At 48.8% G+C, this 25,851-nt stretch carries 29 protein-coding genes and 4 tRNA genes; 21 read left to right on the top strand and 12 right to left on the bottom strand.

Annotation, left to right across the window (positions count from 1 at the left end; all coding sequences use genetic code 11):
• The first annotated feature begins 75 nt into the window (after positions 1 to 75).
• The 6 genes from IEY46_RS15120 to IEY46_RS15095 all read left to right on the top strand — a co-directional run bounded on the left by IEY46_RS15120 (position 76) and on the right by IEY46_RS15095 (position 2,297).
• Positions 76 to 240 carry a hypothetical protein gene (locus IEY46_RS15120; RefSeq protein ID WP_188992805.1) on the top strand — a complete coding sequence of 55 codons (165 nt, stop codon included), beginning with the start codon at positions 76 to 78 and terminating at the stop codon, positions 238 to 240.
• A 97-nt stretch (positions 241 to 337) separates the two neighbouring features.
• Positions 338 to 414: transfer RNA gene (locus IEY46_RS15115), tRNA-Met, on the top strand.
• Positions 415 to 435: 21 nt separating this feature from the next.
• A tRNA-Ile gene (locus tag IEY46_RS15110) sits at positions 436 to 512 on the top strand.
• A gap of 22 nt (positions 513 to 534) precedes the next feature.
• Positions 535 to 623, top strand: a tRNA-Leu gene (locus tag IEY46_RS15105).
• Positions 624 to 768: 145 nt separating this feature from the next.
• Complete coding sequence (locus IEY46_RS15100; RefSeq protein ID WP_188992804.1) at positions 769 to 1,476, top strand: uracil-DNA glycosylase; 708 nt, start codon at positions 769 to 771, stop codon at positions 1,474 to 1,476.
• The gene (locus tag IEY46_RS15095; protein ID WP_308422801.1) at positions 1,428 to 2,297 is read left to right on the top strand and encodes an SPL family radical SAM protein; all 870 of its coding nucleotides are present in this window, start codon (positions 1,428 to 1,430) and stop codon (positions 2,295 to 2,297) included. The genes IEY46_RS15100 and IEY46_RS15095 overlap by 49 nt, the downstream gene beginning before the upstream one ends.
• 106 nt (positions 2,298 to 2,403) lie before the next feature.
• Here IEY46_RS15095 and IEY46_RS15090 read toward each other — a convergent pair whose 3' ends face one another.
• Entirely contained in the window at positions 2,404 to 3,402 is a 999-nt protein-coding gene (locus IEY46_RS15090) for an S-layer homology domain-containing protein (RefSeq protein ID WP_188992802.1), read from the bottom strand.
• Between the two features lie 247 nt (positions 3,403 to 3,649).
• Here IEY46_RS15090 and IEY46_RS15085 point away from each other — a divergent pair, with 247 nt between their 5' ends.
• Entirely contained in the window at positions 3,650 to 3,964 is a 315-nt protein-coding gene (locus tag IEY46_RS15085) for a hypothetical protein (RefSeq protein ID WP_188992801.1), read from the top strand.
• A 743-nt stretch (positions 3,965 to 4,707) separates the two neighbouring features.
• Here the strand turns inward: IEY46_RS15085 and IEY46_RS15080 are convergent.
• Positions 4,708 to 4,782 (bottom strand) — tRNA-Val (locus IEY46_RS15080).
• A gap of 97 nt (positions 4,783 to 4,879) precedes the next feature.
• Here IEY46_RS15080 and IEY46_RS15075 point away from each other — a divergent pair.
• From IEY46_RS15075 to IEY46_RS15065, 3 genes are all read left to right on the top strand, one after another.
• The gene (locus IEY46_RS15075; protein ID WP_188992800.1) at positions 4,880 to 5,269 is read left to right on the top strand and encodes a hypothetical protein; all 390 of its coding nucleotides are present in this window, start codon (positions 4,880 to 4,882) and stop codon (positions 5,267 to 5,269) included.
• Positions 5,236 to 5,577: a hypothetical protein gene (locus tag IEY46_RS15070; protein ID WP_229750309.1), complete on the top strand. Its 342-nt coding sequence runs from the start codon at positions 5,236 to 5,238 to the stop codon at positions 5,575 to 5,577. The genes IEY46_RS15075 and IEY46_RS15070 overlap by 34 nt, the downstream gene beginning before the upstream one ends.
• Positions 5,578 to 5,742: 165 nt before the next feature.
• Positions 5,743 to 6,114 (top strand): iron chaperone, encoded by a 372-nt coding sequence (locus IEY46_RS15065; protein WP_188992798.1) that lies wholly within the window; start codon positions 5,743 to 5,745, stop codon positions 6,112 to 6,114.
• A gap of 639 nt (positions 6,115 to 6,753) precedes the next feature.
• Here the strand turns inward: IEY46_RS15065 and IEY46_RS37050 are convergent.
• On the bottom strand, positions 6,754 to 6,879 hold the full coding sequence (locus tag IEY46_RS37050) for a DUF2905 domain-containing protein (protein WP_373288810.1): 126 nt from the start codon (positions 6,877 to 6,879) through the stop codon (positions 6,754 to 6,756).
• A gap of 245 nt (positions 6,880 to 7,124) precedes the next feature.
• Between IEY46_RS37050 and IEY46_RS15055 the strand changes: the two genes are divergently transcribed.
• The 3 genes from IEY46_RS15055 to IEY46_RS15045 all read left to right on the top strand — a co-directional run bounded on the left by IEY46_RS15055 (position 7,125) and on the right by IEY46_RS15045 (position 7,980).
• Positions 7,125 to 7,286 (top strand): hypothetical protein, encoded by a 162-nt coding sequence (locus IEY46_RS15055; protein ID WP_188992797.1) that lies wholly within the window; start codon positions 7,125 to 7,127, stop codon positions 7,284 to 7,286.
• 93 nt (positions 7,287 to 7,379) lie between these two features.
• Positions 7,380 to 7,637, top strand: a complete 258-nt coding sequence (locus IEY46_RS15050; RefSeq protein ID WP_188992796.1) for a hypothetical protein — start codon at positions 7,380 to 7,382, stop codon at positions 7,635 to 7,637.
• Positions 7,638 to 7,722: 85 nt separating this feature from the next.
• The gene (locus IEY46_RS15045; RefSeq protein WP_188992795.1) at positions 7,723 to 7,980 is read left to right on the top strand and encodes a DUF3892 domain-containing protein; all 258 of its coding nucleotides are present in this window, start codon (positions 7,723 to 7,725) and stop codon (positions 7,978 to 7,980) included.
• Positions 7,981 to 8,086: 106 nt separating this feature from the next.
• On the opposite strand, the gene IEY46_RS15040 is transcribed toward IEY46_RS15045, so the two are convergent.
• Positions 8,087 to 8,812: an MBL fold metallo-hydrolase gene (locus IEY46_RS15040; protein WP_229750308.1), complete on the bottom strand. Its 726-nt coding sequence runs from the start codon at positions 8,810 to 8,812 to the stop codon at positions 8,087 to 8,089.
• 171 nt (positions 8,813 to 8,983) lie between these two features.
• Between IEY46_RS15040 and IEY46_RS15035 the strand changes: the two genes are divergently transcribed.
• The 3 genes from IEY46_RS15035 to IEY46_RS15025 all read left to right on the top strand — a co-directional run bounded on the left by IEY46_RS15035 (position 8,984) and on the right by IEY46_RS15025 (position 10,347).
• Positions 8,984 to 9,184 (top strand): hypothetical protein, encoded by a 201-nt coding sequence (locus IEY46_RS15035; RefSeq protein WP_188992794.1) that lies wholly within the window; start codon positions 8,984 to 8,986, stop codon positions 9,182 to 9,184.
• Positions 9,185 to 9,336: 152 nt separating this feature from the next.
• Entirely contained in the window at positions 9,337 to 9,909 is a 573-nt protein-coding gene (locus tag IEY46_RS15030; protein ID WP_188992793.1) for a stalk domain-containing protein, read from the top strand.
• Positions 9,910 to 10,020: 111 nt separating this feature from the next.
• The gene (locus IEY46_RS15025) at positions 10,021 to 10,347 is read left to right on the top strand and encodes a DUF1292 domain-containing protein (RefSeq protein ID WP_188992792.1); all 327 of its coding nucleotides are present in this window, start codon (positions 10,021 to 10,023) and stop codon (positions 10,345 to 10,347) included.
• Between the two features lie 102 nt (positions 10,348 to 10,449).
• Here the strand turns inward: IEY46_RS15025 and IEY46_RS15020 are convergent, their stop codons facing one another.
• A complete protein-coding gene (locus IEY46_RS15020; RefSeq protein WP_188992791.1) occupies positions 10,450 to 10,869 on the bottom strand; it encodes a DUF1885 family protein in 420 nt (139 codons plus the stop codon).
• A gap of 72 nt (positions 10,870 to 10,941) precedes the next feature.
• Between IEY46_RS15020 and IEY46_RS15015 the strand changes: the two genes are divergently transcribed.
• The gene (locus IEY46_RS15015) at positions 10,942 to 11,775 is read left to right on the top strand and encodes a dienelactone hydrolase family protein (RefSeq protein ID WP_188992790.1); all 834 of its coding nucleotides are present in this window, start codon (positions 10,942 to 10,944) and stop codon (positions 11,773 to 11,775) included.
• Between the two features lie 80 nt (positions 11,776 to 11,855).
• Here the strand turns inward: IEY46_RS15015 and IEY46_RS15010 are convergent, their stop codons facing one another.
• Positions 11,856 to 13,325, bottom strand: a complete 1,470-nt coding sequence (locus IEY46_RS15010; RefSeq protein ID WP_188992789.1) for an aminotransferase class I/II-fold pyridoxal phosphate-dependent enzyme — start codon at positions 13,323 to 13,325, stop codon at positions 11,856 to 11,858.
• Between the two features lie 170 nt (positions 13,326 to 13,495).
• Here IEY46_RS15010 and IEY46_RS15005 point away from each other — a divergent pair, with 170 nt between their 5' ends.
• The gene (locus IEY46_RS15005; RefSeq protein ID WP_188992788.1) at positions 13,496 to 14,761 is read left to right on the top strand and encodes an MFS transporter; all 1,266 of its coding nucleotides are present in this window, start codon (positions 13,496 to 13,498) and stop codon (positions 14,759 to 14,761) included.
• 21 nt (positions 14,762 to 14,782) lie between these two features.
• A complete protein-coding gene (locus IEY46_RS15000; protein ID WP_188992787.1) occupies positions 14,783 to 15,976 on the top strand; it encodes an MFS transporter in 1,194 nt (397 codons plus the stop codon).
• Positions 15,977 to 16,027: 51 nt separating this feature from the next.
• Here the strand turns inward: IEY46_RS15000 and IEY46_RS14995 are convergent, their stop codons facing one another.
• The 3 genes from IEY46_RS14995 to IEY46_RS14985 all read right to left on the bottom strand — a co-directional run bounded on the left by IEY46_RS14995 (position 16,028) and on the right by IEY46_RS14985 (position 18,550).
• A complete protein-coding gene (locus IEY46_RS14995; RefSeq protein ID WP_188992786.1) occupies positions 16,028 to 16,693 on the bottom strand; it encodes a TetR/AcrR family transcriptional regulator in 666 nt (221 codons plus the stop codon).
• 79 nt (positions 16,694 to 16,772) lie between these two features.
• Positions 16,773 to 17,792, bottom strand: coding sequence for an ABC transporter permease (locus tag IEY46_RS14990; protein WP_188992785.1), 1,020 nt, complete (start codon positions 17,790 to 17,792; stop codon positions 16,773 to 16,775).
• On the bottom strand, positions 17,789 to 18,550 hold the full coding sequence (locus tag IEY46_RS14985) for an ABC transporter ATP-binding protein (RefSeq protein WP_229750307.1): 762 nt from the start codon (positions 18,548 to 18,550) through the stop codon (positions 17,789 to 17,791). Before IEY46_RS14985 ends, IEY46_RS14990 begins: the two co-directional genes overlap by 4 nt.
• A gap of 551 nt (positions 18,551 to 19,101) precedes the next feature.
• Between IEY46_RS14985 and IEY46_RS14980 the strand changes: the two genes are divergently transcribed.
• The gene (locus tag IEY46_RS14980) at positions 19,102 to 22,107 is read left to right on the top strand and encodes an efflux RND transporter permease subunit (RefSeq protein WP_188992784.1); all 3,006 of its coding nucleotides are present in this window, start codon (positions 19,102 to 19,104) and stop codon (positions 22,105 to 22,107) included.
• A gap of 108 nt (positions 22,108 to 22,215) precedes the next feature.
• On the opposite strand, the gene IEY46_RS14975 is transcribed toward IEY46_RS14980, so the two are convergent.
• The 3 genes from IEY46_RS14975 to IEY46_RS14965 are packed head-to-tail and all read right to left on the bottom strand — an operon-like array spanning position 22,216 to position 24,721.
• Positions 22,216 to 22,854: a YktB family protein gene (locus IEY46_RS14975; RefSeq protein WP_308422800.1), complete on the bottom strand. Its 639-nt coding sequence runs from the start codon at positions 22,852 to 22,854 to the stop codon at positions 22,216 to 22,218.
• A gap of 35 nt (positions 22,855 to 22,889) precedes the next feature.
• Positions 22,890 to 23,558 (bottom strand): response regulator transcription factor, encoded by a 669-nt coding sequence (locus tag IEY46_RS14970; protein ID WP_188992783.1) that lies wholly within the window; start codon positions 23,556 to 23,558, stop codon positions 22,890 to 22,892.
• Positions 23,555 to 24,721: a sensor histidine kinase gene (locus IEY46_RS14965; protein ID WP_188992782.1), complete on the bottom strand. Its 1,167-nt coding sequence runs from the start codon at positions 24,719 to 24,721 to the stop codon at positions 23,555 to 23,557. The genes IEY46_RS14970 and IEY46_RS14965 overlap by 4 nt, the downstream gene beginning before the upstream one ends.
• 180 nt (positions 24,722 to 24,901) lie before the next feature.
• Here IEY46_RS14965 and IEY46_RS14960 point away from each other — a divergent pair, with 180 nt between their 5' ends.
• Positions 24,902 to 25,846, top strand: a complete 945-nt coding sequence (locus tag IEY46_RS14960; RefSeq protein WP_188992781.1) for an ABC transporter ATP-binding protein — start codon at positions 24,902 to 24,904, stop codon at positions 25,844 to 25,846.
• Positions 25,847 to 25,851: the final 5 nt, after the last annotated feature.

Below are 25,851 nucleotides of genomic sequence, written 5' to 3'. Positions count from 1 at the left end.
TTTACGCAAAAGGGAGGCTAGCTTGACCTGCTCCTGGGCAATCTATGGAAAAAATGGTCAGGGAGGTTGATTTTCATGCGATGGATCTATTGGGTCCGGTTGTATGAAACGAAGTTTCAAGCGGGTTGTCTGGTAAGCCGTATGGAGAATGACTGGTGGATTTACGGCTATGAGTGTCCTCGGGAAATTGAAGTCTTCCAATCAAAAAAGGGACGATTCGGTGTACGCTATATTCCTTAAGCATCAGCTGAAAAAATTATCTTGACTTAATATTGGAATGTGTTGTATATTATATCTTGTCGCCATTGAAATGACGTTGTTGTGAAAATGGTACTTTCGCGGGGTGGAGCAGCCCGGTAGCTCGTCGGGCTCATAACCCGAAGGCCGCAGGTTCAAATCCTGCCCCCGCAACCAACCTTTCGATTATTATCTTAAGGGCCCTTAGCTCAGCTGGTTAGAGCGGTCGGCTCATAACCGATTGGTCGGGGGTTCGAGTCCCTCAGGGCCCACCATCACATACACGTCACTTACCATGCCGGGGTGGCGGAACTGGCAGACGCACAGGACTTAAAATCCTGCGGTGGGTGACCACCGTACGGGTTCGATTCCCGTCCTCGGCACCAAGTTGTACTCATAAGACTCTTGCATACATACCGATCCCGTTCGCTGAACGCTCGGAAGGAAAGAGCACCTCATAGCCGTGATCCTCGTCAGCAGATGGGGGTTCGATGAGGTGTTTTTTTTAATTTCTTTTAGGGAGGAATTCAATTGGCTGCAATATTCAAAAATGATTGGGCTGCCATCTTGGATCAAGAGCTGGAGCTGCCTTATTACAAGGAGCTTCGTGCGCAGCTCGCGGAGAAATACCGCGGGGAAACCATTTATCCGGGTATGCATGATATCTTCAATGCGCTGCATTATACCTCATATGAGAAGACGAGTGTCGTCATTCTGGGACAGGATCCCTACCACGGACCGGGACAAGCCCATGGGCTGAGCTTTTCTGTACAACCCGGGGTGAAGGCCCCGCCTTCGCTGCAAAATATTTTCAAGGAGCTGCGTGATGATGTGGGATGCCCCATTCCCGATCATGGCCATCTGGTCTCATGGGCCAAGCAGGGGGTGCTGCTGCTGAATAATGTGCTCACCGTTCAGGCAGGCGCTGCGGCATCGCACCAGGGACTTGGCTGGGAGCGGTTTACTGATGCGATTATCGCAGCCTTAAACAAACGGGAGACGCCGGTTGTGTTTATTCTATGGGGCAAACATGCCCAGGAGAAAGCAGGGGCGATTGACTCAGACAAACATGCGACGATCGCTTCTGCTCATCCAAGCCCGTTTGCTGCCCATCGGGGCTTTTTTGGCAGCCGTCCTTTCTCGCGCGCGAATACATTTCTACGCAGCAATGGACGTCCGGAGATCGACTGGTGCCTGCCTTCACTGGCGGAGCTGGAATCCGCTGCGGATCAGGAATAGCGATGACGCCGGCTGAACCGAGAAAACGTGTGCCGCGGCTGCTTAATCCGGCCTCAGGGTATTTGACCGGTTATACCTACACGCTAAACCCTTATACAGGCTGTTCCTTCGGATGTTCATACTGCTACGTCAGGCGTATGCCTATTGCCATGTTCCGAAATGAAGAATGGGGAGAATGGGTAGATCCGAAGAGCTTTGACGGAGAGGATTTTCGCAAGGAATGGGGAAAAGCGCTGAAGAAGGGGCCGGTCACCGTCTTTATGTCCTCAGCGACCGATCCCTATCAGCCGGCCGAATACGCAGCGGAGCGGACCAGGGCTGTGCTGGAGGTGATGGCGGAGCAGCCGCCTGCTTTTGTGCTGGTACAGACCCGGAGCCCGCTGGTGGTTCGGGATATGGAGCTGCTGGCACGGCTGGGCAGCCGTGTCCGTGTCAGCATGACGATTGAAACGGACCTGGAGGACATTCGCAAGCAGTTGACCCCCAAAGCCCCTCCACTGGCATCCAGATGGCGCGCAATCCGCGAGCTGAGAGAATATGGCATCCCGGTACAAGCGGCCGTATCGCCGCTTCTGCCTTGCTCCGAGCATTTTACCGCTAAGCTTGCGGAAGCTGTGGAACGAGTGGTTGTCGATGATTTTTTCCGCGGGGATGGCAGCAAAGGCAAACGATCCGCACAGCTTGGCATGAGGGAGCAATACCGGAATCTGGGTCTTGAAGAACTCTATGATGAGCAGACTGCGGACCGGTTCACTGGGGAGCTAAGTATGCTTATGAAGCCAGGCACCGTTTATTTCGGTCATGAAGGTTTCATGCCCTAGGAACCTTTTGCCGTATCTTAAACAAAGAAAAGGAGTCCCATGCGACTTTGCTTCAAAGTCGCATGGGGCTCCTTTTTCATGAGAGAAATGTTAAGTCAATCATTCATTACTGAACCGGATTAGCCGGGCTCTCCGTCGGGGATTCAGCCTGAATATCTGTGGAGGAATCCGAAGCGTCTGAACCGCCTAATGAACCGGCTTCCTCTCCAAGGACAGATGTATAGGCTGCCGATACATAAGTAACGGCTTTCACTTCCGTGATGACCTGTGGGTACATTTTATCTTCTTCAGGATAGACGGCTTCTACATGAAGAATGGCTTTGTCCCCGTCGAAGGAGATGGAGGCAATCTTCAGGCCGTATCCAGGGTGAGGCACTGTTGCCGAAACCGTTACTTCATTGACATTGTCATTTACAGCTTTGGACGCAATGGTCAGTTCGCTAAGCGGTGAAGGAACAGGCGTTTCGCCGGGAACCGGTTCTGCTGTTTCAACGAATTTGATGGCATCGAACAGCCAGCCTGCCGCAGTACCCCGTGTGATCTCTTTTGTTGGATAAAAATTTTGCTTGCTGTCCAGTGTTACGATTTTGGAGATCAGCAGCCTTTGAATATTGTTCATGTAGGTTTTGTTTACGTCCGCCTCATCATTTATAAGCATATAGATATCGATAAAGGCATAATCGCCTTTCTTCTGGACTCCCTGGAACAAGTAGTAAGCGAACTCTTCGCGTGTCATGGCAGCGGCTGGATCAACATCCTTGGGAACGTTAAGGTCGTTGTATTGCGAGATAACGAATGCATCTGAATACCAGGCATCGTCTTTTATTTTGGTGAAATAATCACTTGCCTTGGGCTCTTTAATGAAATCGATGGTATCCAAATTAAGATCCAGCCCGCCGACAATAATGGATATTCCCGCCGCATAGGTCAATTTATCTTCGGGTTTAAACAATCCGTCCTTGTCGCCTTTCACTATGCCTTTGGTTTGAAGATCGGCAATTTTAGATGCGTTTGGATCATTTTTCGTATCTGGGAAGGCCCAGACAGTTTGAGCTGCGACAAATAGCAGCACAAGCACAGATAGCGTCAGCAAACTTTTTTTCATGACAGATCACCTCTTGGTTATTTTTGGTTTTCAACCTGTTCGTATTCATAGACGGCAAAAAGTAGTGGAATGTTACAACTGAAATATTCACCAGCTGTTTTTCTTAAGATATTTCTCGATGAACAGGGGTATTTTGTGCTATGATTAGAGAGTTGACATATTAGCTTTTCTCTTCAGGAACCATGAGATCAACAAGGATGGACCAGCGACGATAATAAAGGGTTCAAAGAAAAGGGGTAAAGTGAACGTGAGAGTAAATTTAAATTTCACCGCAAAAGGTCAAGCAGCAATTGAAAATTTCGATAATGAGGAATTAATTGAGATATTCGCCCGTTACAGCAATACGTTAACCAAGAAGTACACGGTTGATGTTGTGGTACCTAGCGAAGACAACAGCAATATCATTGCGGATGGGACATTGGTTGTTCTGCTCAGCAATGTAAACTGCGATGTAGAGACTTTTTTCAAGGAGCTCGGGAGAGATATTAAGATTCCTTTGAAAAAGCGTCTGAAGCTGAATGAAAAGCTGGATAATGTATTTAAAAACGTGAAAATCGAATAAATCGGCCGTTCGGATTGTCCAACGTTTGCACACTCCTTCTATGGCATAGCCATATAGGTGGTGGGCAGCCCGGCGGAAAGATTCATTTTTTCATGTCAATAAGACCACTCGAATTTCGAGTGGCCCCTTGGGCGGGGAGTCATACTTACTGCCAGGGCAGGTACAGGCTGAAGATTGGCTTGAAAGTATCGTTAGGTTATCCCGCTCTTTTAACATTTACAATAGAAACTGTAGACAGACAATGGCAATCGACAGATGGAAGAGAATAACGAGCCATCGTTTGGCCGGCAGATTGATAAGCCCGCTAGAAAATATATGGAACGGACGATAATGATAATCAGGGCAATTTGAAAAATGATCAGAGGAATCATGATCCGTTGATGCCTCCCTCCTTTATATGGATACTATTACATGCATGAGACAAGCATAGCGATCATGCCCATGCAATAAAGGAAAATATATGTTGACTTCGTTTTTCGATTTTGATATAAAAATTTTTTTCATTGAACGACATTATCTCTTGATTTGATAGCTCAGCTGGGAGAGTACCATCACTAATTACGCAGGTAAGAAAAGGGATCTCTGCACAGCTTATTATAAATAACATACAAAAAATAAAGACAACTGCCAAATAGCGGTTGTCTTTTTAAGTCCAGTCGATTTATTAAATAATAAACATTAAAAATAAAAGACAACTACCAGTCAGCAGTTATCTTAATTAATGCACTCAATTTATAAAATAATGGTAGTCCGAATGGGGATTGAACCCATGACCCCTACCCTGTCAAGGTAGTGCTCTCCCGCTGAGCTATCGGACTAGAACAAAAATTATCTTATCATATTTATGGGCAGTTATGCAAGTCTTATTTAAAGTTATTTACTCAGGCAATACATTGTCATAGGTTCTAAACCCTCTTGTTGCATATGGATTTTACAGTTTTCAATATAAAGTTTAATGTTTCTACTTCTTTTGTTAATAAAATTAAAAAGTATGGATCTTCGCCAAGTTACAGATGCTCAAATAAATGGCAGGGGAAGTCAGATTGTGTTGGGCAGGGAACATTCGCAGCGCCAAGAATCGAAAGTATAGTTTTGAAAAGGCTAGATGCATATCTTGACGATTTAGAACAGCGTGATTTCACAGTTCAAATTGAAGATTTTAAAGAAAAAAATATACGTGCCGATGAGAAAATTCTCAAAACATTGCAAAATAAAATTGAAGAATTTTATAGTGAGTTGTCAACACTTTCTGCGGAGGTCCCAAAGTCTATTTGGGAAAGAGTCCGTTTTCTCCCGAATATTTGAATGAGCTGGTGGGAGTTAAAAAAGATGAGATCGCTTCTTTGAAATCAGAAATTGAACAATTGGAGATTAAATTAAATTCAAAAAAAGTTGAAATTAATGATGCAGAAGAGTTACAAAAAATTATACCTGTTTGGAGGGAAACTTATAAAAACGCATCCACCGATAAAAAGAAAGTTATGCTAGGAAGTTTGCTTGAGACTGTTATGATTAGCAAAGATAGTATCGAAGTCAATTTCAGGATCATTTTAGGGGATTTCAAGCGCGGTCTTACTAGTGAAACTAGAGATAGTGATATATCGCCATATTGACAGGGCGGGGTTAACAGGTTCGAACCCTGTTCAGATCACCATAATTTTAAACATCAAAACCCTTAGTATTGGCATCATTTATTTGACAGGTGATACGAATCGTGATTTTGGTGTTAAAATGAACAGGAATATGAAGAACACATAAACGATTTCAGGAGGGGTAACATGGAAGTTTTTGCAGAATATTTATCGCGTATTGCTAACCCGCAACATCGGGCTCGAACGGAAGAGGTATTGGATTGGGTAATGATGAAATTTCCAAATTTAATGCCAAAAATTGCATGGAATCAGCCTATGTTTACCGATCATGACACCTATATTCTTGGATTTAGCGTAGCCAAAGATCATATGGCTGTTGCCCCTGAAAGCGCTGGGATTATTCATTTTTCAGATGAAATTGTGAAGGCTGGCTATGCTCATACCAAGCAGCTGGTCCGCATCCCGTGGAATGGTCCGGTTGATTTCTCCTTACTTGAAAAAATGATCGAGTTTAATATTATGGATAAAGCAGACTGTTCTACTTTTTGGCGGAAATAGTAGGAAAACTATAAAAAAAATAGGCACAGGCCTGTGCCAATTCAGCCTTTTTTTTATTGTCTGATAACTAAAATATCACGAGGAGGATTGCCGGTATTTTGAATCTGTTGAATTTGGGAATTGGTAAGATTGCGTCCTACTACTATTAAAGAAGAAGATACATTGTTATAGTTACCTAAATTCGACACGTTTTGTGCCCCACGGAATACACGAACGGATCCCTGGAAATTAATTCGTGAAAACAAAACGAGTGTCACAGAATTTGTGGTGGAAACATTTCTTAGACGGAAACTGGAAAGAATGTTATCAAAACGAAATGCCCCCAAATCTCGAATTGCAACTCCTCCCCGTCTAAAAACAATCCGCCGATTTGTAAAATTATTACCGGAGAAAATTTGAAGCCTTACGTCTGTGTTTGCCAAATCTATCACCCTTTCTTTTGGAATGATATATTCTATGAATGGATGGTAGGAAGTGTCTGGACAAATATGCTTTCAGGGGGAAGGAAGGGCGATAGCTGCCACTTACCGGTAGTGGTGGTGCGGATCGATGGGGCGGTCGAACGCAGATTCATCTTGATAAGGTGAGGGCACAGTTCGGGCTATTTGCTGAACCAGCGCACGATGTAGGAGATTAACGTCAAAACAACGCGTACTGCAATACAGGTGACGATTGAAAATAAAATATGACATTTCCTTTTTCTACGGCAACATCTCCCGGTAAGCGCCCCAGGTTGATATATCGGCCCAGAAAAGCCCAGAACAATCCGATAATAATAGGCCGACTCCTGCGATCAGCAGCAATTTATTATTCATGGGATAATCCCCTTTCAAATGGATGCAAACACCGCTTTGACTCATCATAACCACCTGAAGAATATGTGTAAGGATTCGTGGGAGATTTTGCATCTCACGATTCTTTATTATTTTTCGCGACTATTCCAGGCGACTGCTGCATATCGTTTCTTTAAAGAACCTTGCCAGTAATGAGATGAAAGAGGCGGTTACGATATGAAAGAAGCAGCCGAGCTGGTTGTCTGGCTGATTGGATTATTTGGGTTTGTCGGCATTGTAATCGCACTCACAGCCAAAATGGTGATCCATGACTCGTTCCGTTACGATGAACTTTATGTCTGGAGAAGAAAGCTTCCCAAAGAAGTCCGGCCCAAATAGGACGAGAGAGGCTGAAGGTTATCTGTTTGACTTTCCAGTTATTGGACATAATAGTCCCGTGGGAAAACAACAGATGCCAAGGGGCTGATGCAATTGAATCATTACATGTCGGGGGCTGCTGCTGCCTTGCTAGTGTTCGTGTGTGCAAGCTGCGATACCATCAAGGTATCGCCAGTCATGAATCGGCAGCACGGGTATGGAAATTTCGAAAGCATATCCACGAACGTATATCCGCCTAGCCGGTCGGTATTGCGCGAAGTGTACGGTTTGAAACGCATGCCCGAGCCGTATAAGCCGGCTTTACCCGATGAGGAACATGTCGGCAGACAAAACGATGTTGCCCTTCCTTAAATGGTGTACGTTTGTGGATAAGAGTCAAGACAAGCGGGTATGCTAACCTTGCAGTCAAGGACAGACAAACAAGGAGGCAACAACAATGAATGAGACTGGACAAGCATTCGGCCAAAATGGCCGCGAATCACTCGTAGCGGTGCAGAAGAACGGTGATGGTGATCTTCAGGCATTCAAGACTTCCTCAGGTCGTGTACTCGATTATGCCCAGGCTTTGCAAGAAGTGCAGGCTGGACAAATAGCAGGCGCCAATGTCTTTAAAGGGAGAGACGGAGAGTTGTATATACGCGGGGATGCCGATGGCGACCCGACAAACAACCTCGATAATTTGCCGATATTCTGATTTCAAAGTCATAAAAGATACAAAAAGCCCGCATTTTAGCGGGCTTTTTGCTTTTTTCATCTTCAACTTAAGAAGACAGAAGCGGGCCATTCTCAGTTAGCTGCTGTTAAAACGAATACAGCCGGTGCTGCTCCACGAATTTCATGAATCCCGTTTGGCCTTCGTAGTCAACTTTGTTGTCATCGTAATGCATCAGCATGATCCGTTCCTGTACATAAGAAGGCAGTGACATGAGTTCATCCAGCGTAGTGTGAACCATGCCGGGTGAAGCGAACTGGCAATCATGAAAAATGGTGGTGCAGCCCTCCTGAACCAAGGCTTCGAGCAAAGCCGGATCAAACTTCATATCCGCAGAATAAAAAAACGTCTCATTAATAAGAAAGGAATAACTGCTTTTGTTTGGAATATGGCTGGTGCGGATTGGTCTGACGTGAAATCCGGGCATGAGCTTGGCGCTGACGTCTTCACTTAGAAGACGCACCTCAAAATAATCGTCCAGCGTATTAAACATCTCCTGCTTCAAACCGCCCTTTAGCGAGGAATTCCAAAGCTGGTCAACCAGGGAATCCATCACATACAAAACCGGCTTGCGCCGGAAAATAAAACTCATTTGCAGCGCAAATTCTTCCATTCCGCCAATATGATCCGCATGAATATGACTGATCAGAAGGGCGTCGATATCATTGAAGGATTTTCCCAATTGATGCAAAGAGAGGGGGGCGGTAATGCCGCAGTCCAGCATTATTGTGTGAGAATCTGTGTAAAACAGCGCATTCGTATTGTAATATTTTTTTGCAAACGCACTGCCTGTCCCGAGCATTTGTACTTTCAACCAGGCTTCCTCCTAGCATTCCGTTACAATTCAATTTATCATTTCTTGCAACAAATGGAAAGATGCGAGAACGGTATTTTTCCGCCTTCCCGGTATAAATGCCGCTACGCACCTGTCATGTTCTTCATAAGATAGGGATGAAGGACCTTCGAGAAGGCAGGTGCAGCTGAAATGGCAAAAGGCAAAGTGGCTAAGAAAAAAACGCCATCAGCATCAGACAAAAAACAAACCGTATTGAAACTTGTACTTTCCGATACATGTGCGGCTTGCAAAACGCCATGTGCGCGCGGGCTGCGTTACTGGGCGGCTATGAAAAAAGCGGGGGCGGTAGGGAAAGGCGTGCCTTGCATTTTAACAAGAACATATACGTAAAGAATCATTCCCCGGGTACAATTCCCGGGGATTCCTTTTTCTCAGCTTGTTATGACATCCAAACTTTCTCAAAATAATAATGGGGATGGCGCAACTTTGGATGAATGGATGAGTATAATCTTACAACCAGATAAAGTGATGGAGGGTATGTCATGAAGTTTAGAAAACTTCTCTTCTTGCTTCTGGTGATGTCCTTGTGGGGCGGTACGATGATGTTTGCCGATTCGGCAGCTCAGAAGGTACGGGTTATTGTCAATGGATCTGAATTGGATGATGCGGGAATGTTTATGGACGGCAAATCGTTCATCACTGTTCGCCAAATTGCGAACACACTGCAGGCTCTCGTCGTATGGGATGAAGGATCCAAGAAAGTAACGGTGTACAAGCCAAATGTCCACATGTTTTTATTTCAGCAGGACAACACCATTTTCGGCAATGTAGTGAAAGGAAATCGGATTACGTTCAAAGTGTTTGCGCAGATTGATAATCTGCTCACCAGCGGAACTGCTGTAAAGGTATCGATCTTCGATCCAAGCGGAACCGAGAAAGTCATTCAATCGGAGAATAAATCTATCGATAAAGACAATTTCTGGTATCGGACGGAAGACCTCGCGTATTCCTTTGATGCAGCAGGCAAATATACGATCAGATTTTTTATGAAGATGACGGGTGATGATGAATGGAAGTTATTATCGGAGAAGACGATAACGGCCAAAAGCTCGTAAGAATTAGCGCCTTTGCTCTGGTTGAGCAGGGGTGTTTTTGTTTGACCCTGACTAATAATCCGTGTTACGATACGTAAAGAAATGTATCATGAACTGAAATGAGGGTATCCAATGAGTGAGCATGAACATAATAACGGCGAACATGTACATGGACCAGACTGCGACCACGATCATGACCACGAGGAGCATGTATTTCTGGTAACCGATGAAGAAGGCAAAGAACGTGAAATGGTCATGGTGTATACCTTTGAGTCTGAAGAGCAAGTATATGCAGTACTGCTGGACCGCAACGATCCGGAAGCGGATGGCGTGATTTTCCGTATTGAAGAAGAAGACGGCGAAGCATTTCTCGTTGGAATTGAAGATGATGCCGAATGGGATCGTGTTACGAAGATCTATGAGGAAATTGCTCAACGCGAGAATGAAACGGAAGCGTAACTTGTTTACAAAAGCTAAAACTCCGGTAACCAACAGGCTGCCGGAGTTTTGTTGTTTTACAAGGATCCGGCAGCAGTTCTAAAAACTGTGCCTGGCTGTTAGTTATTTACGCGGATTGTAGTAAATGGTACGTCCATTGAACATGGTTAATTCAGCTTTCAGATGCTTGGCCAAATATTTGCATAGCTCATTGCCTTTGGCTTTGTCGCCGTGGGTAGCGCCATCCGGGAGAACAACCTGGACATAAGAGATTTCACGCTCGCCGCGGCTTTGCGAACCAACGCCAAATAAAATATAATAATAAAGCGCATTTATGCCTTTCAAATAAAACCAACGCTGCTCTTCGCCGGGTTTTGTTTCAACCGTGTATGGAAAAGCAGCTTCGGAATAATCCCAACCCAGCTGTTCTCCTGTAAGCGATGTCTGCTGCTGATAACGTGCGAGATGTTCTTTTACTTCATCAAGGCTCATTTGCTGCACAGCGGAGCCTTCTACAAACATAATGTAAGCGCTTTGACTCATGGTATGCCCACCCCCTTGATCATCATAGCATTAGGTTTTGAGAATGACAATAAGACCGGGAGGATGACAGATATGAGCGTGGAAACGGAATGGATCCGATATGGAGAAAATGGCGAATACAGTGGTTACATGGCACGAATGGCTGATGTGGGAGAGCCGCTGCCGTCGGTAATCGTGCTGCAGGAAATTTGGGGAGTGGACGGGCATATCCAGGATGTGACACGTCGTCTTGCCAAGGCTGGATATGTGGCTTTCGCACCGGATTTGTTCAGCAAGGACGGGGAGCGGCTGCCTGGCTTTGAGCAGGATCGGATTGAGCAGGCCAAACAGTTTCGCAACACGATCAAGCCTGCCCAGTGGGCGGATCCAAAGCAGCGCTCGGCGGCGCTTTCCGGACTTCCGGTCCACCAGCGAGAGCAAATCGAACGCACGCTGGCCGGCATTTTCAACGTGGGCGGGATGCTTCCGGAGTTAACCCGGCAGGTTGTTTCGACATCCGCTTGGCTCAAAGAGACGTATGAGTATTCCTATGGTAAAGGGGTCGCTTCCGTTGGGTTCTGTCTGGGCGGAACCTTGTCGGGCCAGCTTGCGGTGAGGGATCCGGGGCTTCGGGGAGCCGTTATTTTTTATGGAAATGCGCCTTCGCCGGAGCAGCTTCCGGAAATTCAATGTCCGGTTTCCGGTTTCTATGGAGAATTGGATTTGCGGATAACGGCAGCGGTACCGGAGTTTGCCCAGGCTGCCAATGAGGCGGACGTGGACTTTGATTATCATATTTATGACGGCGCGCAGCATGCATTTTTCAATGATACCCGTCCTTCATATCACGTTAACGCAGCCAGAGACGCCTTTGCCCGCACGCTGCTTTTTTTACAACGGGTTCTGACCGATTCCCCCGAATCCTGATTCCCTGCAAAAAAAACCGCTTCCCTATGACTCAAATTCGCGGGAAGCGGTCATGCCCGCATGGCAGCGGGCTTTCTAGCTTATGAAATGGCTGTTTCCTCGACAATCACCTTCACGAACTCGATGCTGCGATCCTCCGGCCCCTTGACCGGCAAACCCACTTCGACGTGATCGATAATATAGTCAATATTCGGCTGGGAGATGACCTCTCCCGGCAGCAGTATGGGAATGCCAGGCGGATACACATAAATAAATTCGGCAATAATCCTTCCGGCAGATTCCTTGAACGGGATCACCTCTGTCTCGGCGTAGAACGCATCGCGCGGCGTAAGCGAAAGCTGGGGAATTTCAGGAATCTTGACAACCAGCTCCTTGGCTTCGTTAAGCTGGTAATGCGATTTTGCCAGGTCCCGCAAGGCGCTCAGCAGGATATCTATAGATTCCTGTGTATCTCCAGGTGTCACAAGGGCAAGGATGTTATACATATCGCTTAATTCAACTTCAAGGTTAAAATGTTCACGCAGCCAGTTCTCGGTTTCGTATCCGGTAATGCCGAGATGGCGGACATGGATGGTCAGCTTGGTCGGATCATAATCAAAGGTTGCTTCACCGCCGAGAATATCCTTGCCGAAGCAATACAGTCCTTCCATGCGGTTGATTTCTTCCCGCGCAAATTGGGCAAGACCGATGGCTTTGTCTGCAATCTCATGGCCGTTCAGTGCCAAATGGCGTCTTGAGGTGTCCAGGGATGCAAGCAGAATATAGGAGGTTGAAGTTGTCGTCAGCATACTGATAATCGTTTGAACCCGCTGCGGATTGATCCGGCCATTGCGCACATTTAATACGGAGCTTTGGGTCATGGACCCGCCCAGTTTGTGAACGCTCGTTGCAGCCATATCGGCGCCCGCCTGCATAGCTGACATTGGGAGATTTTCGTGAAAATGAATCAGGACGCCATGAGCTTCATCGACCAGCACAGGGATATCGTAACTGTGGACAAGCTCGACAATTTCTTGCAGGTCGGCGCATAATCCATAGTAGGTTGGGTTAATAACGAGTACGGCTTTCGAATCGGGGTGGCGCTCCAGTGCCCGTTTTACGGATCTTGTCGTAATCCCGTGGTCGATCCCGAGATTCGAATCACGGGCCGGGGATATAAATACAGGCCGCGCACCGGCGAAAATAATGGCGGACATAATCGATTTGTGCACATTTCTTGGCACGATAATTTTATCTCCCGGCGCACAGACGGATAAAATCATCGTCATAATGGCACCGCTTGTCCCTTGTACCGAAAAAAAGGTGAAATCGGCACCGAATGCATCTGCTGCAAGTTTCTGCGCTTCTTCGATAACACCGGTTGGCTGATGCAGATCATCGAGCGGCGCAATATTTATAAGATCGATGGATAACGCATTATCTCCAATAAATTCCCGGAATTCGGGATCGCTCCCCAATCCTTTTTTGTGTCCGGGGATGTGGAATTGAACAGGATTTTGAGCCGCATGGCTGCGCAGTGCGCTAAACAGCGGTGTCCGAGTATGATTCATGAACTATCATTCCACCCTTCCATCAGGTATCGTTGCAAACAAAGTTGAGTATAGCAAATACAGGGGGGATTGCAAGTACGTTTTTAGTGAAGAAATCTTGAAGAGCGGAAATATTCATCGGGTCCTATATGGATCGTCGGACCGCTGAAAGTCAGAAAGGGGGAAGCACCATGGAAATTGTGAAAACCTGGGCAGGCAAAAAAGTGCTCACATCACCGTTTGTCGTTCAGCTTCTTATCATTATGTACCTCGTGGAATTTGTGAAAGGCGCACTGCTTGTCTCGATCCTGCCTGTCTATATGGGAACGGTCCTGGGCTTGTCCGTCTACGCGGTCGGCTGGGCGCTGGCTCTGCAATACATAGGAGATAATGCATTTCGAAGTCCTCTGGGATGGATTATTGACCGAATCGGCTATCGCTATGTGATGCTGTTTGGGGTAATGCTGACATTCATTTCCGTAGCTATCATTTCATTCTCGAGCGGCCATGTCGCCTGGATTATATTAGCCTGTCTGCTGCTCGGTGTCGGCACTTCCCCGTTATGGCCCTGCGTCATTACCGGAGCGACGGCGGTTTCGGGAAACGAAGCCAGCGGCACCATCATGAGCGTTGTTTATATGGCCTGGCTCGTTGGCGTAGGCAGCGGCCCGATTGTTATTAATTTCTTCATCTCGCATTCATTTAATCCGGCTTTCAAACTGCTGCTCGGAATGATGTGTCTGGTTGTTGTCGTCGCGCTGTTTCTGCCTGGCAGACGCAGGTCCCATGAATTGGAGGGACGGGCTTTGCCGGAGGCAGCAGCCCATACCAGAGAGAAGGATTCATTGAGCCTCACTGAGAAAACGAAGCGCTACTTCGCTAAAGTGGCCAGCTCGCTTCATGCCAGCAAACTGCTTTACCCGGCCATGTTTATGCAGAATTTTGCTCTGGGCCTGCTGACTCCGATTCTGACGCTATATGCGCGGACTGTGCTTCACTTGTCTCCCGAGGAATACAGTTTGTATCTCATTGCTGGAGGAGCCGTAACGGTTCTGGGACTGATCCCGGTGGGCAAGTGGGTCGACCGCTTCGGAACCCGATGGTTTCTCCATGTCGGCTTTATCATTGCCGCTGTCGCGCTGCCGACACTTGGCTATACGCGTGATTTGCCGCTGGTTCTGGTCATTGTTGCGTTTGTGGGCCTGGGATATGCGCTGATCATTCCAGCCTGGAATACCCTTATCGCCCAGGCTATTCCAAAATCGGAGCGAGGCGCAGTTTGGGGCTTCTTCCTGACTATTGAAGGCATGGGGATGGTATTTGGAAGTATTATGTCCGGGAAGCTGTGGGACAATCTGGGGCCGCATTCTCCGTTCCTGTTGAGCGGGATCGTGATGCTGCTGCTTTTTGTTCTTCATTTGTTCATAACAAGACGCTCAAAAGTTGTGGTACGATGAGGTGGTGGAGGGAAATAATCAATGAAAGATAAACGACTATTAATCGTCATGCTTATGCTGATCACAACATTCATTGGCTTTGGCATTATCATTCCTGTCTTGCCGGAGCTGATTAAAAAAGCGAGTCCCGAATCCGTGGAGTTCCATACGGGCATGATGCTGTCCATCTATTCGGCAGTATCATTCATCGTCTCGCCGCTCTGGGGGGGATTGTCCGACAGAATCGGAAGACGTCCTGTTATCCTGATCGGCGTGCTGGGCTTCGCTGCCAGCTTCCTTGTATTCGGCATTGCGGACGGAAGCTTGCCCCTTATGTATGTTTCCCGGGTGCTTGGAGGGATCTTCTCCGGTGCTGTAACCTCCGTAATCGTCGCCTACGTGGCCGATATTACACCTCCGGATCAACGGACCCGGGGTATGGGACTTGTGGGCATGTCGATCGGCCTTGGTTTTACGATTGGACCTGGCGTTGGCGGAGTTCTCAGTCTGGTTTCGGATAATACGCCATTTTTTGCTGCCGCCGGTCTTGCTTTAGTAACCTTTATGCTGGCAGTGACCAAACTGCCGGAGTCCCTGACGCCGGATATGCGCCATCCGTCGGGCGAACGTAAGCCTTCAAGGTGGAGCGCTTTTACGGGTTCGGTCAAATATTTGTATCTCCTTGCCTTATTAGTTTCCCTGTCGCTGGCTGGACTGGAAGCCACGCTGCAGCTGTTTGGAATGAAACGTTTTGATGTGACGCCGCTTGAGGTCGGGATTATGTTTCTTGTTTGCGGTTTGGTCGGGGCCCTCATTCAGGGCGGTGTAGTCCGCAGAATGATCCGTAAAGGGGACGAGCCTAAATATATTGCAATTGGACTGGTTATTTCAGCAGTGGGTTTCCTGCTTCTGATTACCTCCCATTCCTTGGCAACCGCAACCCTTTATCTGGCTATCTTCGGAATTGGGAATGCGCTGATCCGTCCCTGCGTGACCTCACTGATCACCCAGAAAACAACGGTCGGGCAAGGAATTGCTTCAGGCTTAAGCTCTTCGATGGACAGTCTTGGCCGTATTATCGGGCCTTTGCTTGGGGTATATCTGTTTAAGATGAACGTGGAGCTGCCTTATTTGGCAGGCGGGCTGCTGTCACTTGCAGCACTGCTGCTCCTGCTGCGATTCCGGCTGATTGAGCCTTCTATCAGAAACAAGCAGAAATCAGAATCTGTTTCCTGAAAATAAACAAAGACGCTCACCGTTATCCATAACGGAGGAGCGTCTTTTGATTTAGGAGGCGCCGAGCCCGCGGACGATGAAGGAAATCGTATCCTCGCGCTCGCGTTCATCGTCCCAGGCGGAACCTTCATGTTGTTCATGATAGAGGCTGGCGGCGACATAACCGATCAGCGCGGAAACCGTCAGGCGGATGATCGTCAAATTAGGGAGATCGAGCAGTTGGCCCCTCATCTTGAATTGATCCACGATCCGGTTCATCCGCTCAAGCACCTTTGCCAGAATATTTTTACGGAACTGTTCCTGCAGCTCGGGATGAAAAGGGATTTCCTGAATCAGGATTTTAAGGACATGCATATGATTATGCAGAAACTCGATGCGGTTGGCGATAACAGCGCGCAGGAATTGATCATAACGTTCGTAATCCAGATCCAGCACTTTATTGAAATCGCGCAGTACAAAAGGGGCGATCAGCTTCCCCATCACAGGAGCCACAATGGAGAGCAGCAGGTCCTTCTTGGTTTTGTAATGACGAAAAATAGTTCCCTCCGCAACGCCTGCACGCTGGGCGATTTCATTCGTGGAAGCTGCAGCGAAACCCTTCTCCGCAAAAACCTCAATGGCCGCCTGCAGGATTTTGGACTGCTTTTCGGTCATTTTTCCGCCCGCGGCTTCGATTTTCTCCAGTTCGGCAAGCCACTGCTCGATGGATTCTTCCATAAACCCGACAACTCCTCAAAGCCTGATATGAAGTGAAAATTCACCATGAATTCGATCTTATCACAGTACGGCTGTATTGTTAAATCGCCCGATGCTTGCGAAGCGCGGCTATATTGAGCAAAGCGAACAGCAGGGAGAAGCCGAGCAGAATGTAGACATCAAGCTGAATATCGGCCCAGCCTGCCCCCCGGATCATAATTCCGCGCATCGCGTCCGCACCGTAGTAGAGCGGCATAATAAGGCTCAGCTTCTGCAGCCAGGGTGCCATGGAATCGAGATTGAACAGCCCGGAGAAAAAAACCTGCGGAACAATCACAATCGGGATAAATTGAATCACCTGGAATTCGCTCCCCGCAAAAGAAGAAAGCAAAATGCCAAGCGTCAAAGCGGTTAAGGAAAGCAACAGATTCATCAGCATGACAAGCCAGATCGAGCCGTCCATATACAGCCCCAGCACGTCAATCGCGAACCAGGCAATAAGCGCCGCCTGAAGCAGCGTGAATATGCCGAATCCGGTCAAATAACCGCCCACGATCTCGCTGCGGCGGATCGGCGTAGCCAGCAGCCTCTCCAGCGTCCCGCTCGTTCTTTCCCGCAGAAACGAAACCCCGGCCAGCATAAAAACAAAAAAGAAGGAGAAAAATCCGATCAGAACCGGGCCGAATGAATCGAAGGAAGCCATATCCGGTTTGCCATGCAAATATTCAACAACGGGCTGGATTGAAGGGGAAGGAGCCTGCACGGCCTCCTGCAACGCAAACAGTACCGCTCTGTTCACGGAAGGATCGCTCCCCTCCAGCAGTACGGAAGGTTTGCCCGCCTGCCATTCCAATAAAGCGTCAAGCTTGCCTGACTCCAGAGCGGATTTTGCTTCTCCCGCATCTTCATAAACCGTAATGCGGGCATCGGCTGACTCCAGCTGTTCAACAAGCTGAGCCGGAAGCTGCACCGTACCGAGGCGGGGTTGAACGGCCTGGCCGTTGAAGACCAGCTTCATTAGGATGAGAATAAAAAGCGGCGCAGCAAAAAGCAGGGCAAGGGTACGTTTATCGCGCATGAATTGATGGATAATCCGGATGGCAAGAGCGCGTATTCTCATGGCCTGGCACCTCCTCCAAGTGCGATAAAGGCATCCTCCAAATTGTCGCTTCCCGTCTTAGCTTTAATTGCTTCCGGTGTATCCACCGCAGTCAGTTTTCCGTCCTGAATGAGCGCAAGACGGTCGCATTTTTCGGCTTCATCCATGACATGAGTAGTTAAAATGATAGTCGTGCCGCGTTCCCGCATGGCAGTGAGCTCCTTCCAGATGGATTGCCGGAGCACGGGATCGATGCCGACGGTAGGCTCATCAAGAACCAGCAGCCCGGGCTCATGAAGCAAGGAAATCGCAAGCGACAAGCGCCGCTTCATACCTCCGGAATAAGCCGCAACGGGTTTGTTCAAATGATCGAGAAGATTGACGATTTCCATCGATTGATGAATACGGTCGTTCCGCCTGGCGCCGCTTAATCCATATAGCGAAGCGAAGAAAACAAGGTTTTCTTTGGCGGTCAGCTCGCTGTACAGGGCATCCGCCTGCGCCATGTAGCCAAATCGCTGGAGCATAGCCAGCTTGGGCATCAGCTCCCCAAGCATCCGCACGGAACCGGCGTCTGCTTTGTCGATGCCGGTAATAAGCTTGACAAGCGTCGTTTTGCCCGAACCGGAAGGGCCGAGAAGACCGAACAATTCGCCGGATGCCACAGTTAGCGAAATCTCATCCAGAACCGTTCGATGGCCAAACCGGCGTGTGATGCGCTGAAGTTCTGCAGCCGGACCGGCACCGGACATGCCGGAAGATAAAGACTGCGGGATCATGGGGTAATTCCCCCTTCCTTCAAAATGAGTGATCACTCATTTTTATTATAGGAAACGTTTTTTAATTTGTAAAGTGAGTAATCACTTTTTTTATGCTATATTCTGCGTTCGGAGGGAAGGATTTTTTTGAGGGGGAATGAAGGGGAATATAAAAAACAAATAAAAAAAGCACTGTCGTCAGACAATGTTTTCTTTATTTTCTTTGTTTTCCTTGGTATCCTTATTGTTTTCATCAACCTTCTGGTCCGGCTCGTCGAAAGGTACCCGATCTTCTTCATAATACATGCAATGTTCACCTCCTGCCGCATGGCCTTCCCTAATATAAACCGTTAGCATCAACGCTGGATTAACGAATTGTATGCTTCAAGTAAATAGAGTATTCCCCCTCCTCCGCAAACTTAAAAATAAGACTGATCGACCTTTGGCCTGATATAAGCTCCGTCTCCAGACGGGGGAAAAGACTGGTCTGCAGACGTTTTTGGGAGGAGCTGCATATCAGGTAAGATTTAGCAAGCAACGTCAATTGAACGGTGAGAGGGGTCTTAGGAAAGATGCAGTGGCTAACAAAATGGGCTTTCAACAACAAAGCGGCAATGAAGCTTGTCGTACTTATGGCATTAGCGATGGGGGTTGTCAGCTATTACCGGCTGCCGATGGAGTTTCTTCCGGAAGCGGATAATCCGATGGTATCCATCGCGGCGATCGGACCCGGATATGATGCCAAATCAATGGAGGTACAGGTTACCGGCCAGTTGGAGGAAGCCCTGCAGTTCATCAAAGGCAAAAGCGGGATGACTTCATCCTCCGGCAACGGATTTTCAAAAATTGATTTATCGTTCGATTCCAAGACCGATATGAAAGAGGCTAAAGCCGAGGTCGAGCAGGCGGTTGCAGGCGTACAGCTGCCGGAACGGGTAGGCAAACCGTTTGTCGTACAGTTCAATACCTCGATGATTCCGATATCCTGGGTAACCATCGGCTTCGACCAAACCTTGTCCGATGCCCAGCGGGACCAAGCGGAGAAAGAAATTATTAACGAATACAAGCAAATCGAGGGAGCTGGACAAGTAGTATTGGGCGGACGTTCCACGCCAAGCATATCCGTTATCCCCAATGCGTCGAAGCTTTCAGAGAAAGGAATTCCCTTCCAGACGCTGATGGGTGTGCTTGAAGGCCGCGGCGCTGCTTCATCCGTTGGGGAAAAAACAATTGACGGTGCATCGGGCAATATTAATGTGGAAGCCGGTATCCACGATTTGGAAACCCTACGCATACTTCCTGTGGCAGAAGGCGTCACCTTGGGTGACGTTGCGGAAGTGAAAATGGAAAAACGGCAGGATAGCATCAATAGTGTGAATGGCAAAGATGTCATGATGCTGACCCTTTCTAAAACGGCCAATGCCAACGCGGTTACCGTAGGTGAGGAAATCGCAAGTACAACGGAACGGCTGAATAAAGAAATGAAGGGTATTGATGCGAAGGTTCTGCTTAGCACATCGGATCAGATCGTGCACTCGGTCAATTCGATGATGCGCGAAGTATTGCTGGGGGCTTTGTTTGCCACGATTGTAATTCTGCTGTTCATGCGTAATTTGCGCGCAACGATCGTCACGATTGTTTCGATTCCCCTGTCGCTGGGCATTACGCTCTACTTGCTTAGCTTATCGGGCGTCACATTAAATATTATTACACTCGGCGGCGTTGCCGTTGCAGTAGGCCGGCTGGTGGATGACAGCATTGTCGTCATCGAGAATATTTACAGGCGTCTGCAGAAGGAAAACTTCTCGATTGAGCTGATCGTCGATGCCACTAAGGAAGTAGCAACGGCCATTACATCCTCGACACTTGTCACGGTTGCTGTTTTCCTTCCTATGGGATTGCTGCGGGGTTCATTGCAAAGCTTCCTGCTGCCTTTTGCGCTGACAGTCGCCTATTCGCTGCTTGCTTCTCTGATCGTAGCCTTAACAGTCGTACCGCTGCTTAGCGCCGTGCTGCTGCGTGGAACGAAAATGAAGGAGCATGAAGGCTCCAAACGTTTCTCAAACTTTCTGTCCTGGAATCTCCAGCATAAATGGGTACCGCTGCTTGTTGCCGTTGTGCTCCTGATCGGATCGGTTGCCGCTTATGTTTCCATGCCCAAAGGAGCGATTGACTCCTCCAATGCGGCAAATGTGAATATCACGCTGGAATATCCAGGTGAAACCCCGCGTGACCAAGTGATTACAGCAGGGCGCAAGCTGGAAAATTATTTGAATGAGCGCAATGAAATTGATTGGGTCCTGATGTCCAACGGGAACAGCGCGGAAAATGCTCAATACGGCGATGTTTCCTCGCCAACGCTGGTTACTTATCTGGTGGATATGAAGGAAGGGGCAGATGCCGAAAAACTGATTGAAGACTTGAAGGGACTTCGTCCGGACTACGAAGGTGCTGAAATAAACGCAGGTGCGGCTGACTTTATGAGCGGCGGCAGCTCCACCCAAATCGTCGTTGACATTACAGGCGAGGACCCGGCATTAATCGCACTGGGTGCGGAACAGGTAATCGCGGCTGTCAAACCGGTGAAAGACGTCATTAAGGTCAAATCCAATCAAGAGGAAAAGAAGCCGGTTTATACCTTTAAGCTGGATCCGGTCAAAGCGAAAGGACAGGAGATCGCTATGCAGCTGCAAGGGCTGCTGAACCCGATCCCTCTGGGAACCGTAACCATAGATAGTCGTCCAACCCAGGTGATCTTGCAGCCTGCGGTTGATCCCAAATCGCAAGGCGATTTGAGCAAGCTGACGATCATGACCGCTCAAGGGCCGGCAGCCGTCTCCTCTGTAGCGGAACTGGTCAAAAGCGAACAGTCCATTGTTTATTACCACAAGGATGGCAAGCTCTATATCCGGGTGACGGCTGACGTCGAGCCTGCACAGCTGTCTGTCGTCGGTAAAGTCATCGGCGATAAAGTGAATGCGCTCAAGGCACCGGATAATGTTAAATTTACCGTAGGCGGTGCTTCAGCCGATCAGTCGGATGATTTTGCAGATCTCGGAATTATTATGATGATTGCCATCGGCCTCGTGTATCTGATTATGGTGATTACTTTCAAAACGCTGCGTGCGCCGCTGGCCATCATGTGTTCGCTCCCACTTGCCGCCATCGGTGCGGTAGTCGGGCTGCTTGTTGCGAACGTTACGCCGGATTTCACAGCCATGTTCGGGGTGCTGATGCTTATTGGAATTGTGGTCACCAATGCCATCGTGTTGATTGACCGCGTTAAACAGAATGAAGAGCGGATGACGATTCGCGAAGCGCTTATCGAAGCGGCAACGACAAGGATGCGCCCGATTATTATGACCGCTGTCGCCACGATATCCGCTATGCTCCCTCTTGTATTTGGTTCATCGGAGAGCGGCAGTATCGTCTCCCAGAGTCTGGCAATCGTAGTGATCGGCGGCTTGGCCGCAGCCACGCTGCTGACACTCGTCATTGTTCCTTGTATCTACGAACTGTTTTTCTTCCGGAAATCAAAGCGTCAGCGCATCGCGGTGAAAGCCCAGCATGCCGCTTAAGTAAATACGGAGCTTTAAAGAACCCCCAAATCACTTCAAAGTGATTTGGGGGTTCTTCGATTTGACTATAAACGCTTCACTCGCCTGCAAGGATTTTGGGCAGGGCGTTTATAGAGCCATTTTGTATAGAGGCAGCACCGTCTTAAAGGTTTCGATGGTTTTATCGATGAACGCTTCACCGTCCTGCAGCAGTGGATCCTCGCGGTCGATGATGATGCCGCAAAGCGCCTCGGACGCTTTTACCGTCCGCAGCCGCTTCAGCAGACTGGTTAGGCCTTCGCGGCCCAGATCACCCTGCTTGTCGCCGCCTGGTATCATATGATCGCCTGACCAGACATAGTCAGCAGGAATATACCGCATGATCTCGTCAAGCTGCTTTAGTGCATGTCCGGCAAAAATCGACTTATTGTCAGATTCGTATATAATCGCGAACTGTACGAACAAATGCGAGCTGAACAGGCCGATTTGAAAATGCGGATGAGCTTTATATCCCCGCTTATTGGCGGCAAATGCCACCCAGGTGTCGACAGGAGGATTAACGGTGCGTCTGGCATGCTTGGCGACATGAGGATAGATGGTCTCGCCGCAGAGCCCGCTCAATACAGGAGAAAGACGTTCCCCCAGCAGATTAAGCTTGGGCCTGACCCGGTCGATCAAAACATTCATACGGGCTTCCAGGCCCGGAACCTCAAAGACATCAAAGTCTTCGGCGGTAAAACCTTCAAAGGTCAGCAGTTGTTCGGTCATGGTCATCATCCTTTTCTTATTGAATGTTGCCGAGGTTACATTTTCAAATAAAGTATGGCTATCTGTGTACGGTCGCGCAGCGCAAGCTTGCCGAGAATGACGGAAATGTAGTTTTTGACGGTGCCTTCGCTGAAAAAAAGCACGGCGGCAATCTCTTTGTTGGATTTGCCTTCGGCAATCAACCTTACCACATGCTGCTCGGCAGGTGTAAGCCCCATCTCGCCAAGCTGCTTCTGGCGGAGCGCCTCAGCGGATTCGTCCGCAGCCTGCGAAGCAGGGAGCAGGCCGGTACCGACAAGGCCGGCCAGCTTGCGGGCTATGTCGGGATGTACAAGCAGGGAGCCCTCATAAACGGTTTTGATACTGGAGACAATCCGGCTGGGTGGGACATTCTTCAGCAGATAACCGTTGGCGCCGCTGCGCAGCGCTTCAATGATATATTGATCATCGTCGAAGGTGGTCAGAATCAATACCGCAGGGGGGAGTGGCAGCGACTTCAGCTTCTTTGTCCCCTGAACGCCATCGCAGACAGGCATCCGGATATCCATCAGTACAACATCGACAGCGTGTTCTGCGACAAACCGATAAGCGGCATCGCCATCCGGACAGGTGCCGGCAACGGAAATCTCCGGATCCAGACCCAGAATGACCTGAAGACTCTCGCGGATAAAAGGGTCATCGTCGACAATTAGGACCTTGATCACTGATAATCCCTCCGTAATGACAGGTTTTGTGGAGCGGCCCCGGCCAGAGGGAGAGTTGTGGTAATCGCAAATTCCGGCGATACCGATACCTCCAGGCGGCCGCCCAGCATGAGGATCCGTTCCTTCATTCCCCGCAGGCCGAGGCCATGCGAAATCGGTGCGTCCGGCAACGAGCCATCATTGGCAACCGTCAACGCAATCTCATGCATGCTGTAGTTAAGCCGGACATTCACGGTACAGGCCGATCCGTGACGCACGGCATTGGTTATCGCTTCCTGGGCATTACGGTACAAGACATATTCCATGCTGGGGTAAAGAGGCTGGGGATGCCCTTCAATGGCAAACGTGACGGAAATTCCAAGCTCTCTGCCGGCATCCGCTATCAATTGATCCAGCGCGTATTCCCGCGCATCCCGGGGTTCAGCGGGGGAAAGGCGCCGCAGCGTCCGGCGCATCCGCTCCATGCTCTCTTCCATCTGGCTGCGAACCCGTTCAAACATGGAATAAGCACGCTCCGGATGCTGTTCATACAGCTGCAGGGCCGCTTCCATCATCATCTTCTGGCGGATCAACCGGTGGCCCAGATCATCGTGAATATCCGTGGCGATCCGGCTGCGTTCTTCTGCTTGGGCATAACGTCCGATTTGCGCGCCGTATTCCTCCAGCCGTCTGCGCGCCTGCTCCAGTTCCTCGTGGCTGCGGTTAAGCTCTTCATACAGCGATTCCACAATCTGATGTTTGTCGGAAATCCGGCTGGAGGTGTAAAGCACGGCCGCTACCGAGAACCACAGGAGATAAGTGGTCCAGATCAGCTCCGGGGAACGGTGCTGCAAGCATATACCAAGCAATACAGCTCCCGTCAGAACGACGAAGGTTGTAGCTTGCGGCGAACGGAACGTAACACCAACCACAATCAGACTGGAGAACAGCAGCATAAACATAAGCCCCTGCGCATGATAGGCGAGCAGGCTGATTCCTGCAAGCTCCACAACCATCAGCCATTTAGCGGATCCGGGATACAATTCTCCAGCTCTCATGATCAATAAGACAAGCAGGACAAAGAAAGTGAACCAGTTCTGGAATTCGACATGAGTGGTCAGCAGCGTCCCGAGCGCAGGAACAATGAGTAATAAATATCTTAGCCATTGCAGCAGCAGCGACATCAATTAACGCCTCCGGCGTAGAATTCAATTGTTTCATTATAGCATACGAGCTGCTCAAATCAGACCGGAAGCCGCTGAAGAAATGACTTTCGTCATCGAAGTTCATGACTTTCATGACCTGCGCGCATCTCTTCCAGGATTTATAATGAAGGCATAAGAAGGAACAGGAGTGGGATTACGATGAGCTTAGTTCAGTTTAAAGAAGTCGTTAAAAAATATGACACGGTGCTTTCAGTCAATCATCTGTCTATGGCCATTGAGGAAGGCGAAATATTCGGATTGCTGGGCCCCAACGGTGCGGGCAAAAGCACCTCGATCCATATGCTCTCGGGACTGCTGTCCGTCGATGCCGGAGATATTACGGTGGAAGACTGGTCTGTCCGCAAGCATTCCCTTGAGGTGAAACGGCGGATCGGACTTGTCCCTCAGGAACTGGCGATCTATGATTCCTTGTCGGCTGCGGAGAATGTAACTTTTTTTGCCAGACTTTACGGATTGGGCGGCAAGCTCCTGCGGGAGCGTGTGGCTGAAGCGTTGGAGTTCGTAGGTCTTCAAGACAAAGCCAAAGACAAGCCGGCGACCTTCTCTGGTGGCATGAAGAGGCGGCTTAATATCGCCTGCGCGATTATGCACCGGCCGAAGCTGATTATTATGGATGAGCCGACGGTCGGGATTGACCCGCAGTCGCGCAACCATATTCTGGAGTCGGTTCGTACGCTGAACCGACTTGGTTCCACCATTATTTATACCAGCCATTACATGGAGGAAGTAGAAGCGATCAGCACAAGGGTCGGCATCATGGACAAGGGTAAGCTGATTGTTTCCGGAACGAAAGAAAAGCTTCTCAGACAGATGGGGCAGGATGAGAAGCTGATTCTGGAAGTGGACCGGATCGTGGAGGAAGCTGTGGCTGAAATTGGCAAACATTCCCTCGTCACTTCAATCGAAGCAGTGGATTCGCTTGTGCTTGAGATCTTTCTAAAGGCATCCGATACGGCGCTGCAGGATCTGTTGTTTATATTGCACAAGCATGGGATCGGGCTGCGCAAGCTGACCCGCATAGAACCAGATCTGGAGACTCTGTTTCTGCAGCTCACAGGCCGGTCGCTTCGGGACCGGACGTAGACCGA

The sequence above is a fragment of the Paenibacillus nasutitermitis genome (genome assembly GCF_014641075.1).
In the GTDB taxonomy this organism is placed as follows: domain Bacteria; phylum Bacillota; class Bacilli; order Paenibacillales; family Paenibacillaceae; genus Paenibacillus_Z; species Paenibacillus_Z nasutitermitis.
The sequence above is the reverse complement of the archived record's forward strand: the minus strand, read 5'-3'. Positions and strand labels throughout refer to the sequence as shown.